Origin of the sequence: Curtobacterium sp. MCBD17_019, assembly GCF_003234555.1 — a bacterium.
GTDB lineage: Bacteria > Actinomycetota > Actinomycetes > Actinomycetales > Microbacteriaceae > Curtobacterium.
Genome location: NZ_QKTT01000025.1, coordinates 13,455 through 29,892 on the forward strand (window position 1 = coordinate 13,455; position 16,438 = coordinate 29,892).

A 16,438-nucleotide genomic window follows, 5' to 3' on the forward strand; every position below is an offset into this window, starting at 1 on the left:
CGCTAGCGGGACGGTGGCCGGCGCGACGTCCTCCGCCCGGTGGATCTGTGGGGCCGCGGAGGTGGGCAGGACGCGGAACGACCTCCACCGCATGGGCGGCGCGCGCCCGTCCCGCTACCGAGAGGCCCCAGTCCTCGACACGCGCCATCGGTTCGATCGTCACTTCTGGATGGGTGATGAACGTGCACGGCATGTGGAGACGGTACCGAGGCAACGCGCACGCGGCGGTGGTGCTGGAGGCCTGTCGACTGACGTCCACTCGGTCGTCCGGCCGAGCGACCTCGTCCGGGCGGCTGACGACGGCGGGGTCCCCGACGACGACGATCGTCCCACCAGCGCCCGGTCCGACACCGGAGCGAGGCGCGTCGACGGAGCGGACCGGCAGCGGTCCGACGGAGGGGAGTTGTGATGGACGACAGGTCGAGCGCGGCGGGGACGACATGGACCGCAGCAGGCACCGAGCACCCTGCACGAACAGCGCTGGTGGACGCGCAGTCGTCGGGGTTCGACCCCTGGGTCGCGTACTTCGAGGCGAACACCGCGCGACAGCAGCGACTCGAACGGGACTGGGACCGGTCGGCTCCCGTCGTGCTGAGCGACCGGCAGCGGCGTGGGTTGGTGCGGTCGTTCCAACGGCTCGAGCTCGGTGAGGGCGGCGACGGGGTCCGGCTGCTGTCCAAGGCGAGGGCGGCCGGCGACCCGGTGTACACGCGGGCCCTGGAGCTGCTCGTGTCGGAGGAGCAGAAGCACTCCGCGCTGTTCGGCGTGGGCCTCCGCCGGATGGGCGCACCCTCGCTCCGGAGGCACTGGTCCGACTCGGCGTTCACCCGACTGCGACGTCTGCTCGGGCTGCGCACCGAGATCGCGCTGTTCATGATCGCCGAAGCGGTGTCCGTCGAGTACTTCGAAGCGCTCGCGGACCACGCTCCCGATCCGATCCTGCGCGGGATCGGCGAGCGCATCCGGACGGACGAACGCGAGCACCTCCGGTTCCAGGTCGACGGACTCCGAGCCGGGTTCGCCGACGCCTCCGACCTCACGAGGGCCGCCGTCGGGGTCGCGTGGTGGGTCGTCGCCGTCGGAGCTGCGACGGTGTTGTGCGTCGACCACGCCGAGGCGCTCCGTGCATGCGGACGGCGACCGCTCGGCTACTGGGGTCGCGCACTCCGGCGGTTCCGTTCCGTCGCGCGGTCAGCCCTCTGGAGCGGGCCCTCCCGCGAACCGTCGGAACCGGACGACCGTCCGCACCTGCTCGGCCCCGAGGTGGCGATCGACGCGGCGAGCTGACCCGCGCGCACCGTCAGGCGCCTCCGCGACGCGGTGCCGACCACCCCGCTCAGCCCGCCTCCCCGCTCGCGAGCGCCCAGACCCGGTCCCGCGTCATCGGGAGGCGGTGGGGACGGACGCCGATCGCGTCGCGGACCGCGTTCGCCACGGCCGGCGCGACGGGGTTGTAGGGTGCCTCGCTCATGGACTTGGCGCCGAGGGGCCCGAGGGGGTCGTGCGTGACGGCGAACACCACCTCGGTCCGCGGCACGTCGGAGATCTTCGGGACCCGGTAGTTCCGGAAGCTGTCGGTCGTGACGCGGCCGGTGTCATCGAGCACGACCTCTTCGTACAGCGACGAGCCGATCGCCTGCGCGGTGCCGCCCTCGACCTGGCCGCGGAGCTGTTCGGGGTTCATCACGGTGCCCGCGTCGACCGCCTGGACGCTCTGCAGGATCCGGACCTCGCCCGTCGGTCGATGCACCGCGACGCGGATCCCGTGCACCGTGAACGCCACGGATCGCGGCGTGCCGTCGTGGTGGCCGTGCGCGACGAGGGGACCGTCGGCGAGGAGCTCCGCGGCGGACACGAACTCGTGCCCGATCCGGATGCCGTCCGGTTCGACGGCCACGCTCGGCCCGAGGATGCCCGACGCCGTCCGCGGAGTCCGCGCTGCGACGACGTCGAGGGCCCGGGCCGTCATCGCCTCGCGTAGGTCGAGGGCGGCCGCGTACAGGGCCTTGCCCGCGACGACGACCCCGGCCGAGCCGAACGCACCCGTGTCGTGCCGGGCGGCGTCGGTGTCCGACTGGTGGATGTCGACGCGATCGGGGGTGGTGCCGAGGGCCGTTGCGACGAGCTGCGCGTGCACCGTCGTCGTGCCGTTGCCGAACTCGGCCGTCCCGACGCCGATCCGGTAGCGCCCCTCGGACGTCAGCGCCACGGTGGCGTGGGCGTGGTGGCCGCGCGGGGGCAGGGTCGCGATCGCCGCCAGCGCCATGCCCGATCCGAACGCCCAGTCGCCGGACGCGGGGTCAAGCGCGGGGCCGTCCATCCGCGGCACGAGGGCATCCCGCGCGGCGGTGTCGGGTCCGGTCCGCAGGGCGCCCTCGACCAGGTCGATGCACTGGTCGAGTCCGTAGCTGCCGTCGAAGTGCAGGTCGGACTCCTCGTCGGGGTCGGTGACGACGAGCGGATCACCCGGCACGATGACGTTCCTGCGGCGCATCGTGAACGGGTCGATGCCGAGGCGGCGCGCGAGTTCGTCCATGGCGGACTCGATCGCGAACACGACCTGCCCGAGTCCGTAGCCGCGGAACGCCCCGCCGGGCAGGTTGTTCGTGTAGACGGACTCGGCGTCGACGCGCTTGGCCGCGCACCGGTACACGGCGACGGACTCGCTCACCGAGTGGAACATGACGCCGATGCCGTGGTTGCCGTAGGCACCGGTGTCCATGGTCTCGTCGACATGGAGGGCCGTGAGGACCCCGTCGGCGGTCGCACCGAGTCGGACCCGCACGCGCATCGGGTGCCGCGTCGGGGCGATCGTGAACTCGTCGCGTCGCGCGTACTCGTACTGCACGGTCCGACCGGTCCGGAGGACGGCGAGCGTCACGAGGTCCTCGGTCAACATCTCCTGCTTGCCGCCGAACCCGCCGCCCACCCGCTTGGCGAGCACCCGCACCCGCTCGGGGTCGAGTCCGAACACGCGGGCGATCTCGTCGCGGACCAGGAACGGCACCTGCGTCGAGGTCCGGAGCACGAGTCGGCCGTCGTCGTCGAACCACCCGCGGGTCGCGTGGGTCTCGAGCGCCGCGTGCGAGACACGGCCGGTGGTCCACTCGCCCTCGACGGTCGCTGCCGACGCGGCCAGCGCGGCCTCGACGTCCCCGGTCTCGTCGTGGAACGCGGCGACGACGTTCCGACCCGGCTCCGCGATCCGGTGCTCGTCCGTGGTCTTGTCGCCGTGCAGGAGCGGCGCGCCCGGAGCGCGGGCGGCGTCGGGGTCGTGCACGCTCGGCAGCACCTCGTACTCGACGCGGATGTGCTCGCACGCCTGTTCGGCGATGCGCACGCTGTCCGCCACGACGGCCGCGACGCGTTGCCCGCGGAACCGCAGCACGCGGTCGAACACGCGGGTGTCGTCGGGGTCGTCGAGCCGCGACTCGTGGCGTCCGGTGGAGAACAGGACACCGGGGTCGTCGTGGTGGGTGAGGACCGCGTGGACGCCGGGCAGGGCCTCCGCGTCCGTGACGTCGATCGCGGTGATGCGTGCGTGGGGGTGGGGGCTGCCGAGCACCGCGACGTGCAGGAGCGCCTCGGTCTTCCGGACGTCGAGCGTGTACTCCTCGCGGCCCGTCACGATGCGCATCGCCGCCGGGGCGGCCACCGAGGTGCCGACGGCGTCGCCGGTGGTCGGCGTGCAGGTGTTCCGCACACCGGCGAGCGCGTCCTCGATCGCCCGGTAGCCGGTGCAGCGGCAGAGGTTGCCCTTGAGCTTCCGGTGCAGGTCGGCGTGGTCGTCCTCGGTCAGGGTCGACGCGGTGACGACGAACCCGGCGGTGCAGAACCCGCACTGGAACGCGGCCGCGTCGGCGAAGGCACGCTGCACGGGGTGCGGGTCCTCCGGCGTCCCGAGCCCCGCCGCGGTGGTGACGGTCGCACCGTCGAGCCGATGGGCCGGCGTGATGCACGCGTGCACGGGTGTGCCGTCGACGAGGACCGAGCAGGCACCGCAGTCGCCGGAGTCGCAGCCCTTCTTGACGGCCGTCACGCCGTGCTCGCGGAGCAGGGTCCGGAGGACCTGACCGGGCTGCGGGGCGACCTCGAGCTCGGCGCCGTCCACGTGGAGCCTCACGACGCCTCCTCGGTCCGGCCGGTGGGGCCGCCGACCGACGCGGCGGCCTCGTCCCGGAGTTCGTGTGCGAACCGCACGCTGACCGCGCGGCGCCACGCGGGGCTCCCGTGTGGGTCGTCGTACCAGTCGGTGACGTCGGCGAGCACGGCGGCCAGCGCGTCGTGCGATGGGACCGCGGCGAACCGGAGCACGACCGGGCGCGGTGTCGCGGCGGTGACGACGAGCGTGAAGCCGCCGAGGACGCCGGAGGACCCGGGCGGGCCCGACCGACCCGGACGCCCCCAGCGCGCGGTGACGAGCGCCCCCGACCGTCCGTGCGGGCTGAGCGACACCCGTCGGTACCCGGTCTCGTGGCGGAGCGCGGCGACCGGGACCTCGAACGCCCGCAGCACCTCGCCGTCCCGCAGGTCGAGCGTCCGCACGCCCTGCACGAGGTGCTCGACGGCCGTCCGGTGCTCGGCCCCGTCGGGGGTCCACACGACGGCCGTCGCGTCGAGCGTCGCGAGGAGTGCGATCATCGCTCCCGCGGGGAGCCCGACCGCGACGTTCCCGCCGACCGTCGCCGCGTTCCAGATCTTGAACGAGGCCAGGAGCGCGTTCGCGCACCGACCGATGAGCGGCCACGCGGTCCAGTCCGGGTCGGGGGCGGTGCGGACGAGGGTGGCGATCGTGCAGGTCGCGGCGATCGTGAGCGTCTCACTCGTGCGTTCCACGTCGGGCCAGCCGAGCGTCGTGAGGTCGACGAGCCCGGTCAGGCCCGGCTGCTCCTCGGAGTGGAGCCAGGTGCCGCCACCGAGCGGTCGCTCACCGGGTGCGAGGGCGAGGTCGTCGCGGTGTGTGGGTGTCCGCACGGTGCGGACGGTGACGAGGTCCATGGACGGATCCGATCTGCGGGAGGGGGACGGGGACGCGCGGGACGACCGGACCTCGGCCGTGCGCGATCATGCCCCGGTTCCACGCCGCGAGCGGTCGTCGGTGCGTGACCATGGCGACCTCCCGTCCCGGATCCGGGCTCGCCGCCGGACCTCGTGTGCAGCGACGCTACGGTCGGCGTGTTTCGGCCGAGGGGTCGGCGTGTTTCGGCCCGGTTACGGCTGGCGGGGTGTCGGCCCACCCGCCGAGACATGCCGGAAACACGGCTGTGCGATCCTCCCGACATGCAGCCTCAGCGAACCGATCCGGGAGGCACGGTGCACGCGACCGCGCCGGTCGCCGTCCGCGGCCACCACGTCTGGACGGGCGGCGCGTTCCGTCCGGCCACGGTCCTCGTGCGGGACGGCCTCGTCGACGCCGTGCTGCCCCTCGACGCGCCGGTGGAGGTGCCGGTCGTCGAGGTCTCGGCCGGCCGCGTGCTGCTCCCGGGGCTCGTCGACACGCACGTGCACGTGAACGAGCCGGGCCGGACGGAGTGGGAGGGCTTCGCGTCGGCCACCCGTGCCGCGGCGCTCGGCGGGGTCACGACCATCGTCGACATGCCGCTCAACTCGGTGCCCCCGACCACCACCGTCGACGCACTCGCCGTCAAGCGGGAGCGGGCCGAGGGTCGGGTCGCGGTGGACGTCGGGTTCTGGGGCGGCGCCGTCCCCGAGAACCTCGGTGCGCTCCGGCCCGTGTGGGACGCCGGCGTGTATGGCTTCAAGAGCTTCCTGGCACCCTCGGGCGTCGACGAGTTCGGCCACCTCGACGCCGACCAGCTCCGGCGTGCACTGGCGGAGATCGCGGCGTTCGACGGCGTGCTCATCGTGCACGCCGAGGACCCCGCGCACCTGGCGGACGACGGAGCCCTCGGCACCGGGTACGGCGCGTTCCTGGCGTCGCGGCCACCGGCCGCCGAGGAGGACGCGATCGCCCGGGTGATCGACGGCGTCCGCGCGACCGGGGCACGGGCGCACGTCCTGCACCTGTCCGACGCCGGGGCGCTGCCGATGCTCCGTGCCGCCAAGGACGAGGGCCTGCCGATCACGGTCGAGACCTGCCCCCACTACCTGACGATCGACGCGGAGTCCGTGCCGGACGGCGCGACCGAGTTCAAGTGCTGCCCGCCGATCCGCGAGGCGGGCAACCAGGACGCCCTGTGGGCGGGCCTGCTCGACGGCACGATCGACATGGTCGTCACCGACCACTCGCCGTCGACGGTCGACCTCAAGCGGGGGAGCGGCGGCGACTTCGGCCTCGCGTGGGGTGGCATCGCGGGCCTCCAGGTCGGGTTCCGCGCGACGTGGACCGAGGCGGCCCGGCGGGGTGTGCCGCTGGAGCGGATCGTGCCCGCGTTCACCACCGGGCCGGCCGCCCTCGTCGGCATGACCGACCGTGCGGCGATCGCGCCCGGCGCCGTCGCGCACCTCGTCGAGTTCGACCCCGACGCCGAGGACACCGTGCACGTCGAGGCGCTCGAGCACCGCAACCCGATCTCGGCCTACGACGGACGGACCCTCCGTGGCCGCGTCACGCGCACGTGGCTGCACGGCGCGCAGATCGCGACCGCCGACCAGGGCGTGACCGCAGTCGCAGGACGGCTGCTCCGCCGTGCCTGAGCCGCAGGGGGGACGCGCCGTGGAGCGGGCGGACGTGACGGAGTGGGGGACGGTCCTCCCGGACGGCGTCCTGCAACCCGGGTCCGGACCGGTGCGGGGCGACCACCTCGTCGAAGCGCGACCGGGCGACGTGCTGTGGGGGCGCCTCCCGGCGCGTGACGACCGGCCGGTCACGACCGTGCAGCCCGGCGACACCGTGACGTTCGACACCGTGAGCCACGAGGGGATCCTCGCGGACCAGGGCGGCGATCCGGTGGCGTTCTTCGCCCGGCACGGCGTCCCGCGGGAGTTCGTGCTCGACGACGCCGTCGCGATCACCGAGGAGCTCCGTCGCGACCCGGTCGACGGGCCGCACGTGGTCTCGCGGCCGGTCGCCGTCGCGGGCGCGGAGCCCGGCGACCTCGTGTCGATGACGCTGCTCGAGGCGCTGCCCCGCGTGCCGTACGGGATCGTGTCGAACCGGCACGGCCGCGGGGCGCTCCCGGGCGAGATGCCGCGGGGCGAACTGCCCGTGAGCGTGTTCGCGGACGTGGTCGAGCGCGACGGCGAGCTGCGCGGCCGTCTGCCGGTCGCCGAGGACGGTCCGCGCCTCGTGACGTTCCCGCTCCGGCCGTTCCTCGGGATCGTCGGCGTGCAGGTGTCCGACGACCTCCGCCCGCACTCGGTGCCGCCCGGCCCGCACGGCGGCAACCTCGACATCGCGCTGCTCACCGCCGGGACGACGCTGCACCTGCCCGTGCAGGTCCCGGGCGCCGGGGTGTACGTCGGCGACCCGCACTTCGCGCAGGGGGACGGCGAGGTCGCGCTCACCGCCATGGAGGCCTCGCTCCGCGCCACGTTCCGGGTCGACGTCGTGCCGCGCGAGCGTGCGCTGCAGGAGTTCGGTGAGCTCGCCGGACCGCTCGGCGAGACCGCGGAGTACCTCGTGCCCACCGGCCTCGACGCCGACCTCGACGAGGCCGTCCGGCGGTGCGTCCGCCAGGCGATCACGCTCCTCCGTGCCCGGTGGGGTGTCGACGAGCACATCGCGTACGCGTACCTCAGCGCCGCGACCGACTTCCGCGTGTCGCAGGTCGTCGACCTCGTGTGCGGGGTGCACGCGACGATCCGCGTGGCCGACTTCGCCGCGGTACCCCGTGCCGCGGTACCCCGTCCGGCGGTGCCCCGTGACCGGTGAGGTCGGCGGGGTCGACCCGCGCGCGACGGTGGCCGGACCGAGCTGGCCGGAGGGCCTGCACGCGGCGTTCGAGCGCTACGAGGCGGCCCTGCTCGCCGACGACGTCGCGGTCCTCGACGCGCTCTTCGAGCCGGGGCCGGAGACCCTCCGCGCCGACGCGGCCGGGCTGCTCGTCGGACACGACCGGATCAGCGCCTTCCGCTCGTCGCGTGGCGGTGTGCCCGGGCGGAGCATCGGACGGACCGAGCTGCGACCGCTCACCGACGACGTCGTGCTGGTGGTGGCCGAGTCGCACGTCGACAGCGGCGGCCGGGGCATCCAGACCCAGCTCTGGCGCCGCACGGAGGGCTCCTGGCGCATCGCCGCCGCGCACGTGACCGGCCGGGCACCCGCGTTCGACCGGACGATCTGGCGCGTCGTCGGCGACCCCCTGGTGCCCGGCGCGTCGGTGCCGGCGCCGGACCGAGGAGCGCGGGACCCAGCGCTCCCGCTCGCCGGTACCGCGCTCCCGCTCGCCGGCGTCCGGGTCGCGGTCAAGGACCTGTTCGCCGTCCGCGGGCAGGTGGTCGGTGCGGGGAACCCGGTGTGGGAGCGCGAGGCCCTGCCGGCGACCACCCACGCTCCGGCCGTCCGTGCCCTCCTCGACGCGGGCGCCTCGATCACCGGCATCGCCCGGACCGACGAGTTCGCCTACAGCATCGCGGGCCGCAACGCGCACACGGGCACCCCGCCGAACGGCGCGGCGCCGGACCGCATGCCGGGCGGCTCGACCTCCGGTCCGGCGGCCGCCGTCGCGCTCGGCCAGGCGGATCTGGCGCTCGGCACCGACACGGCCGGGAGCGTCCGCGTCCCCGCCTCGTACCAGGGGCTCTGGGGGCTCCGGACGACGCACGGTCTGGTGGACCGGGAGGGACTGCTCCCGCTCGCGCAGTCGTTCGACACGATCGGGTGGCTGGCCCGGGACGCCGCGACCGTCCGCGCCGCCGCGGTCGCGTCCGGTGCATCCGGCCCCGCCGATGCGCCCCCGGACCGAGACGCCGCCGACCCGCCCCTCGACGCCGCCGACCTGGTCGTGTCCCGAGCGCTCCTCGACGCGGTCCAGCCCGCGACCGGCGCTGCCTTCCGGCGGTGGCTCGCGGCGGCCCGGCTCGAGCCCGACGAGGTCGCGCTGCCGCCGCTCGACGAGCTCGCCGAGACCCTCCGCGTCGTCCAGGCCGCCGAGGCGTGGCGGAACGACGGTGCCTGGGTGACCGGGCACCGCGACGCCCTCGGCGTGGACGTGCTCGCCCGCTTCGACGCTGCCGCCGCCGTGGACGCCGCGGCCGAGGCCACGGCCCGCCGCCGACTCGCCGAGCTCCGCACCGCGGTCCGGACCGCGCTCGACGGACGGGTCCTGTGCCTCCCGACCGTGCCCGGCCCCGCGCCGCTGCGCACGGCCGACGCGGCGGACGTCCAGGTGGTCCGTGCCGCGACGCTCCGCATGACGGCCGTCGCCGGGGTGGGCGGTCTGCCCGCGGTGTCCGCACCGTTCCTCATGGTCGACGGCGCACCCGTGGGCGTCTGCCTCGTCGGCCCACCGGGACGCGACGTGGCGCTGATCGACCTCGCCGTGTCGCTCGGCACGCCGCGGCGCTGAGCGGCAACCGGTCGGCGGCACCTGTTACACGCCTGAAACGACCGGCCCAGTAGCGTCGACCCTGGAACGGAAGGAACACGTATGCAGCCAGTCGACCCGCCCGCACGACTCCTCATGGGTCCCGGCCCGGTCAACGCGGACCCGCGCGTGCTCCGGGCGATGTCGACCCCGCTCGTCGGGCAGTACGACCCGTGGATGACCGCGACGATGACCGAGACGCAGGGCCTGTACCGCCAGGTGTTCGGCACCGACAACGACGCCACGGTGCTCGTCGACGGCACCTCGCGCGCCGGGATCGAGGCCGCGCTCGTGTCCCTGCTGGCGCCGGGTGACCGGGTGCTCGTGCCCGTGTTCGGGCGCTTCGGCCACCTGCTCGTCGAGATCGCCACCCGCGCGCAGGCCGAGGTGCACACGATCACGACCGACTGGGGCCAGGTGTTCCCGCCGTCCGTGATCGAGGAGGCGATCATCGCGACCCGGCCCACGGTCCTGGCGATCGTGCAGGGCGACACGTCGACGACGATGAACCAACCGCTCGACGAGCTCGGCGCGATCTGCGCCCGGCACGGCGTCCTGCTCTACACGGACGCCACGGCGAGCCTCGGCGGCAACGCGTTCGAGATGGACGCCTGGGGGATCGACGCGGTCACCGCGGGCCTGCAGAAGTGCCTGTCCGGCCCCTCGGGCAGTGCGCCCCTCAGCCTGTCCGACGCCGCCGTCGCGGTCGTGCGGTCACGGCACTCGGTCGAGGCCGGCATCCGCGAGCCGGGCGACGACGTGCAGGACGACCCGATCCGGTCGAACTACTTCGACCTCGGCATGGTCCTCGACTACTGGGGGCCGCGACGCCTCAACCACCACACCGAGGCCACGAGCATGCTCTACGCCGCGCGCGAGTGCGCCCGGGTGCTCCTCGACGAGGGGCGCGATGCCTTCGCCGCCCGGCACGCCCTGGCCGGCACCGCGATGCTCGAGGGCGTCCGCGCGCTCGGCCTCAGGGTGTTCGGCGACGTCGCCCACAAGATGCACAACGTCGTCGCGGTCGAGATCCCCGAGGGCGTCGTCGGCGACCGGGTCCGCTCCGCCCTGCTCGAGGACCACGGCATCGAGATCGGCACCTCGTTCGGGCCGTTGCACGGTCGTGTCTGGCGGATCGGCACGATGGGGGTGAACGCCCGGAAGGACGCCGTCGTGACGACCCTCGCCGCGCTCGAGCAGTGCCTCCGTCGTGCGGGCGTCGCGGTTCCGCAGGGGGGCGGTGTGGACGCCGCGCTCGACGTCTACGCGGGCGTGCGCGCGACGCCGACCGTGGACCGGGAGGCACGGTGACGGAGCCGACCCGCGCCTCCCGTCCGGCGGCGGCACGGGCCGCGACGATCGCCGACCGCTGCGACGAGCTCGCCGCCGTGACCTCGATGGAGGGCGGCATCCGCCGCGTGTACCTGTCCGCCGAGCACGCGCGGGCGAACACGATCGCGGCCGGGTGGATGGAGCAGGCGGGGCTGCGGACGTGGCAGGACGCCGCGGGCAACCTACACGGACGGGTGGCGGCGCTCGGTGCCGACGGTGATCCCCGACCGGTGCTCCTCGTCGGCTCGCACCTCGACACCGTGGTGGACGCCGGACGGTACGACGGCATCGTCGGCGTGCTCATGGGCATCGCGCTCGTCGAGATGCTCGGTGACCGCGTCCACGACCTGCCGTTCGCGATCCAGGTCGTCGCGTTCTCGGACGAGGAGGGCACCCGCTTCGGCAAAGCACTCCTCGGTTCCTCCGCGGTCGCCGGCGTGTGGAACGACGCGTGGTGGGACCTCGCCGACGGAGACGGCACGACGCTGCGCGACGCGTTCACCGCGTTCGGGCTCGACCCCGCCCGGGTCGGGGAGGCCGCCGTCGACGCCGGATCGCTCGCCGGGTACCTCGAGGCCCACATCGAGCAGGGCCCGTTCCTCGACCGGTCCGGGCAGGCACTCGGTGTCGTCACGAGCATCGCCGCTGCGCGACGGTTCAGCGTCGAGGTCGTCGGGGAGGCCCGGCACGCGGGCGGGACACCGTACGAGATGCGCCACGACGCGCTGCTCGGCGCGGCCGAGGTGGCCCTCGCGGTCGAACGGACCTGCGTGGCCGAGCAGCACATCGGTACCGTCGGCACCATGACGGTCGAACCCGGCGCGGTGAACGTCATCCCGGGGCACGCGCGGCTCTCCGTCGACCTCCGAGGCGAGTTCGACGACGGACGGGACCGTGTGTGGGACGCCCTGGTCGCGGAGTTCGACCGGATCGCGGACCGCCGCGGCCTGACGATCACGCCGACCGAGGTGCACGCCGCGCCCGCCGTGTTCTGCGCACCGCGGCTCATGGACGCCGTCCGGACGGGCATCCGGGCGACCGGCGAACCGACCCCACCGGAGCTGTTCTCGAAGGCGGGCCACGACGCGATGTCGCTCGGCCTCGTGACGGACGTCGCGATGCTGTTCCTCCGGAACCCGGACGGCATCAGCCACCACCCCGACGAGTTCGTGTCGGTGGCGGACATCGCCCTCGGGCTCGACGCGCTCGTCGCCGCGGTCGAGGCGCTGGCGGCGGCGGAGGTCGGCCCGTGACGGCGCCGGACCTCCGGAGTCGGATCGCCCGGGTCTGGGACGACCTCACCCCGGCCGAACGACGGGTCGCGGCCGTGGTCCGGGACGACCCCGAGCTCCTCGTCCTCCGCACCTCGGCGGAGACCGCGGCCGAGGCCGGCACGTCGAAAGCGACCGTCAGCCGGCTGGTCCGCGCGCTCGGCTACCGCGACGCCGCCGACGTCCGCGAGGCACTCATGGCCGCCCGCGGTGCCGGTCTGCCCTGGTCCGCCGAGGACGCCGCGCACGTCGACGCGCGCGAGGTCGAACGCCGGAACCTCGACGCCGCGTTCGCCTCCCTCGGCCGGGCCGACCGGGCGGGACTCGCGCGCCGCATCGTGCACGCCCGACGCGTCACCGTGGTCGGGGTCCGCAACGCCCATCCGATCGCGCTCCAACTGCGCGCCCAGCTCGCCCAGGTCCGCGCCGACGTGCGACTCGCTCCCTCCGCGGGCCAGAGCGTCGGCGAGGACGTTACCGACGTCGGGGCACAGGACCTCGTGGTGGTCGTGACCGTGCGTCGGCACGCCGCGGTGGTCGGCGCGCTCGTCGAGCAGTGCGTCGCGAACGGTGCCGACGTCGTCGTCATCGCCGACCCGACCGCGGCGGTGCTCGCAGCGTCCGCACGCACCCTCGTGCTGTGTCCGGTCGACTCGCCGTCCGCCTTCGACAGCCTCGCCGCGATGGCGGCGGTCGTCGCGGCCATCGCGAACGACGTGTACGACGCGAGCGGACCGGCGGGACGCGACCGCGTCGCCGCCATCGCCAGCACCTACGCCGCGCTCGGCGAACTCGACGAGGGCGACCGTCGGCGCCCCACAGGACGACCGGGAGGCCCGCAGCGGCACCCGGGGGAGGACCGCCATGGACGTGCCTGAGTTCGACGCCCTCGACCCGGACGCCGCCGCGGCGCTCGTCCGGAGCTGGGCCGACGTCCCGCGCTGGGTGGACGCGGTCGTGGCCGCCCGTCCGTACGCGACCGCCGCCGCGCTCGCGCAGCGCGCCGGCGACCTCGCGGCCGGCTGGACCGACGACGAGGTCGACGCCGCGCTGGCCGACCACCCCCGCATCGGCGACCGGCCCACCGGCACGGGTGCGAGCGCCGCGGCGTCACGGACCGAGCAGGCCGCCTCCGCCGACGCGGACGCGACGACCGCGACCGCGATCCGCGACGGCAACGTCGCGTACGAGGCGCGGTTCGGCCGGGTGTTCCTCATCCGCGCCGCCGGCCGGACGGCCCCCGAGATCCTCGCCGAGCTCCGACGGCGACTCGACGACGACGACGACACCGAGCGGGCCGAGGTCGCGGAGCAGCTCCGCGCGATCGCCCTGCTCCGGCTCGAACGGAGCATCGGATGAGCCACCTCAGCACCCACGTCCTCGACACGACGCACGGGAGGCCCGCCGCGGGCATCGCCGTCACGCTCACCGACGCCGCGGGCTCCGTGGTCGCGGTCGGCACGACGGACGAGGACGGCCGGGTCGGGGACCTCGGCCCGGACCTCCTGCCGCCCGGCGCGTGGACGCTGACGTTCGCCACGGGGGAGCACTGGGCGCGACTCGGGTTCCCCGTATTCCACCCGCGCGTCGACGTCACCTTCGTCGTGCCCGAACCCCCGGCGGGCCACTACCACGTGCCCCTGCTCATCAGTCCGTTCGCCTACTCCACCTACCGAGGGAGCTGACCCCATGACCGACACATCCAGCGTGCACCTGGGCCCGAACCAGTACGGCAAGGCCGAGGTCCGCCTCGTCCGCGTGACGCGGGACACCGACCGGCACGAGATCGAGGACCTGACGATCACGACGCAGCTCCGCGGTGCCGCCCTCGCCGACTCGTACACGTCGGGCGACAACGCGAAGGTGGTGGCGACCGACACGCAGAAGAACACGGTCTACGCGTTCGCCCGCGAGCACGGCGTGCACAGCCCCGAGGAGTTCCTGCTCCGTCTCGGCCGACACTTCACGAGGGCGTTCGACTGGTACGAGGGCGCGACGTTGACCGCGGACCAGCACGGGTGGGCGCGCATCCCGGTGGACGGCCGCGACCACGACCACGCCTTCGTCCGCGCCGGCAGCGGCACCCGCACCGCGGTCGTGCAGGTCGACGGCGACGACGTGCACGTCCTCGCGGGCGTGACCGACCTGACCGTGCTCAAGTCGACGGGGAGCGAGTTCCACGGGTTCCCCCGCGACCGCTACACCACGCTCGCCGAGACCGACGACCGGATCCTGGCGACCTCGGTGACGGCGCGCTGGCGGTACCTGCCCGAGGCGGTCGAGGCGGGCATCGACTGGAACGCCACCCACGCGGGCGTCCTCGAACGCATGCTCGCGACCTTCGCCGACCTCCACTCGTACGCGCTGCAGCAGACGTTGTTCGCGATGGGCCGCGCCGCGATCGAGGCGTTCCCCGAGATCGCCGAGGTCCGCTTCTCGATGCCGAACAAGCACCACTTCCTCGTCGACCTCGCGCCGTTCGGCCTCGACAACCCCAACGAGGTGTTCTACGCCGCCGACCGCCCGTACGGACTCATCTCCGGCTCGGTGGTCCGCGACGGCGTCGCCGAGGCCCCCGCCGCGTGGACGTCGGTGCCCGGGTTCGTGTGACCACCGACGCCACCGGGGAGCGTCCCGGCAGCACGGTCGTCGGCCTCGTGCTCGCCGCCGGCGCAGGCTCCCGCATGGGCCGACCGAAGGCACTCGTCCGGGGTGCCGACGGACGCCCCTGGGTCGAGCGCGCCGTCCGGACCCTGCTCGACGGTGGCTGCGGGACCGTCGTCGTGGTCCTCGGAGCGGCCGCCGATGTCGCACGGCCGCTCGTACCCGACCATCCGGCCGTCCGGGTCGTCGTCGCCGACACCTGGGCGGAGGGGCTGGGGGCGTCGCTCCGCGCCGGACTGGTCGCGGTCGCCGACGGCGACCGCGCACCCGACGGTCGCTCATGTGACGACGACCGCTCGTGTGACGATGACGGTGCACGAGGCGCCGTCGACGCGGTCCTCGTGACCCTCGTGGACCTCCCTGAGCTCCCCGTCGCTGCCGTCCGACGCCTGCTCGAGGTGGACCCGCCCGGTCCCTCCGGACCGCACGGAGGCCGCCGTGCCCGCCTCCGGCAGGCGGTGTTCGGCGACCGACCCGGGCATCCCGTGCTCGTCGGGCGCGCACACTGGGCACCGCTCGCGGCGTCCCTGCACGGCGACCGCGGGGCCGGAGCCTACCTCCGCGCGCACGGGGTGGAGCGGGTCGAGTGCGGTGACCTGTGGGACGGTGCCGACCACGACCGGCCGGCCGGACCGACGCCCTGACCCGGTTCCTCGTATACACGACATCGCGATCCTGACCGCTCCGCCGAGCTCCTGACGGCGGCTCGAAACTGCTCCTCAGCAGGGGTTTCCCTCACGCCCCAGTACCGCGTCCAGTATCGCTTCACGAGCCGGTAACGCGCGTTCACACCCCGGAAACACGGTTCTGTATACCGTTTGGTCACCCACCCCTCCACCCCGAGGAGCACTCCGCGTGACCGACTCCCTGCGCCACCCCGACGCCGACCCGACCGGCTTCCGCCTGGTCGGCGTCCTGCACCTGCCGCCGCTCCCGGGTGCCGTGAACCACACGGGCGTCCCGGTCGCCGACATCGCGGTGCGCGCCGCCGAGGACGCCCGCGCCCTGCAGGACGCCGGCTTCACCCACGTCATGGTGCAGGACGCGAGCGACATGCCCCAGGCCGCGCGTGTCGACGCCCCCACGGTCGCGGCGCTGTCCGTCGTCGGCGCCGCGGTCGTCGGGGCCGTCGACGTCCCGGTCGGTGTCGTCGTCGGCCACAACGACGGCGCGAGCGCCGTCGCCATCGCCCACGCGATCGGCGCCACGTTCGTCCGCGTCAAGGTGCTCACCGGCGTCTCCGTCGGCCCGACCGGCTGGATCGAGGGCTGCGCGTACGAGGTCGCCGCGATGCGCCAGCGCCTCGGCAGCGACGTCGAGGTCTGGGCCGACGTGCACGAGGCGACGAGCCTGGCACTCGCGGGCAGCGCGGCGTGGGCCGCGCAGGAGGCCCGGGCCTTCGGTCGCGCCGACGTCCTCGTCGTCACCCGGGACAGCGGCGTCGAGGACGCGCTCGACGACATCGACGGCCTCCGCGCGACCGCCCTGGACGCGCCCTTCGTCGTCGGTGGCCGCGTCGGGCTCGACACCATCGCGCAGACCGTCGCCCGGGCGGACGGCGCGATCCTCGGCAGCGCGATCAAGCGGTCGAGCGCACCGGACGCCCGCGTCGACCCCGCGGTCGCCGCCGCCTTCGGCCGCGCGCTCGTGCCCGCCGCCGCCTGACGCCCGGCGACACCTGCC

14 protein-coding genes are annotated in these 16,438 nt (G+C 74.5%); 12 read left to right on the forward strand and 2 right to left on the reverse strand.

Annotated features, from left to right (window positions below; genetic code table 11):
- The first annotated feature begins 408 nt into the window (after positions 1-408).
- Positions 409-1,287, forward strand: a complete 879-nt coding sequence (locus tag DEI82_RS15450; RefSeq protein ID WP_258372104.1) for a ferritin-like domain-containing protein — start codon at positions 409-411, stop codon at positions 1,285-1,287.
- 49 nt (positions 1,288-1,336) lie between these two features.
- Here the strand turns inward: DEI82_RS15450 and DEI82_RS15455 are convergent, their stop codons facing one another.
- Both DEI82_RS15455 and DEI82_RS15460 read right to left on the reverse strand, forming a co-directional pair.
- Complete coding sequence (locus DEI82_RS15455; RefSeq protein ID WP_111037525.1) at positions 1,337-4,123, reverse strand: molybdopterin cofactor-binding domain-containing protein; 2,787 nt, start codon at positions 4,121-4,123, stop codon at positions 1,337-1,339.
- Positions 4,120-4,998, reverse strand: a complete 879-nt coding sequence (locus DEI82_RS15460) for an FAD binding domain-containing protein (protein ID WP_111037526.1) — start codon at positions 4,996-4,998, stop codon at positions 4,120-4,122. The genes DEI82_RS15455 and DEI82_RS15460 overlap by 4 nt, the downstream gene beginning before the upstream one ends.
- Before the next feature lie 282 nt (positions 4,999-5,280).
- Between DEI82_RS15460 and allB the strand changes: the two genes are divergently transcribed.
- The 11 genes from allB to DEI82_RS15515 all read left to right on the forward strand — a co-directional run bounded on the left by allB (position 5,281) and on the right by DEI82_RS15515 (position 16,420).
- Positions 5,281-6,657, forward strand: a complete 1,377-nt coding sequence (gene allB, locus DEI82_RS15465; protein WP_111037527.1) for an allantoinase AllB — start codon at positions 5,281-5,283, stop codon at positions 6,655-6,657.
- Entirely contained in the window at positions 6,650-7,834 is a 1,185-nt protein-coding gene (locus tag DEI82_RS15470; protein WP_375334637.1) for an acetamidase/formamidase family protein, read from the forward strand. Before allB ends, DEI82_RS15470 begins: the two co-directional genes overlap by 8 nt.
- Positions 7,824-9,470 (forward strand): AtzH-like domain-containing protein, encoded by a 1,647-nt coding sequence (locus tag DEI82_RS15475; protein WP_258372105.1) that lies wholly within the window; start codon positions 7,824-7,826, stop codon positions 9,468-9,470. Before DEI82_RS15470 ends, DEI82_RS15475 begins: the two co-directional genes overlap by 11 nt.
- A gap of 81 nt (positions 9,471-9,551) precedes the next feature.
- Positions 9,552-10,799: an alanine--glyoxylate aminotransferase family protein gene (locus tag DEI82_RS15480; RefSeq protein WP_111037528.1), complete on the forward strand. Its 1,248-nt coding sequence runs from the start codon at positions 9,552-9,554 to the stop codon at positions 10,797-10,799.
- Positions 10,796-12,073: an allantoate amidohydrolase gene (locus DEI82_RS15485; RefSeq protein WP_258372106.1), complete on the forward strand. Its 1,278-nt coding sequence runs from the start codon at positions 10,796-10,798 to the stop codon at positions 12,071-12,073. The genes DEI82_RS15480 and DEI82_RS15485 overlap by 4 nt, the downstream gene beginning before the upstream one ends.
- Positions 12,070-12,969 carry a MurR/RpiR family transcriptional regulator gene (locus DEI82_RS15490; protein WP_111037529.1) on the forward strand — a complete coding sequence of 300 codons (900 nt, stop codon included), beginning with the start codon at positions 12,070-12,072 and terminating at the stop codon, positions 12,967-12,969. Before DEI82_RS15485 ends, DEI82_RS15490 begins: the two co-directional genes overlap by 4 nt.
- The gene (gene uraD, locus DEI82_RS15495; protein WP_111037530.1) at positions 12,956-13,450 is read left to right on the forward strand and encodes a 2-oxo-4-hydroxy-4-carboxy-5-ureidoimidazoline decarboxylase; all 495 of its coding nucleotides are present in this window, start codon (positions 12,956-12,958) and stop codon (positions 13,448-13,450) included. The genes DEI82_RS15490 and uraD overlap by 14 nt, the downstream gene beginning before the upstream one ends.
- On the forward strand, positions 13,447-13,776 hold the full coding sequence (gene uraH / locus DEI82_RS15500) for a hydroxyisourate hydrolase (protein ID WP_111037531.1): 330 nt from the start codon (positions 13,447-13,449) through the stop codon (positions 13,774-13,776). Before uraD ends, uraH begins: the two co-directional genes overlap by 4 nt.
- A gap of 4 nt (positions 13,777-13,780) precedes the next feature.
- The gene (pucL, locus tag DEI82_RS15505; RefSeq protein WP_111037532.1) at positions 13,781-14,701 is read left to right on the forward strand and encodes a factor-independent urate hydroxylase; all 921 of its coding nucleotides are present in this window, start codon (positions 13,781-13,783) and stop codon (positions 14,699-14,701) included.
- Positions 14,698-15,399: an NTP transferase domain-containing protein gene (locus DEI82_RS15510; RefSeq protein WP_258372107.1), complete on the forward strand. Its 702-nt coding sequence runs from the start codon at positions 14,698-14,700 to the stop codon at positions 15,397-15,399. Before pucL ends, DEI82_RS15510 begins: the two co-directional genes overlap by 4 nt.
- 211 nt (positions 15,400-15,610) lie before the next feature.
- Complete coding sequence (locus DEI82_RS15515; RefSeq protein WP_181435252.1) at positions 15,611-16,420, forward strand: BtpA/SgcQ family protein; 810 nt, start codon at positions 15,611-15,613, stop codon at positions 16,418-16,420.
- Positions 16,421-16,438 lie beyond the last annotated feature (18 nt).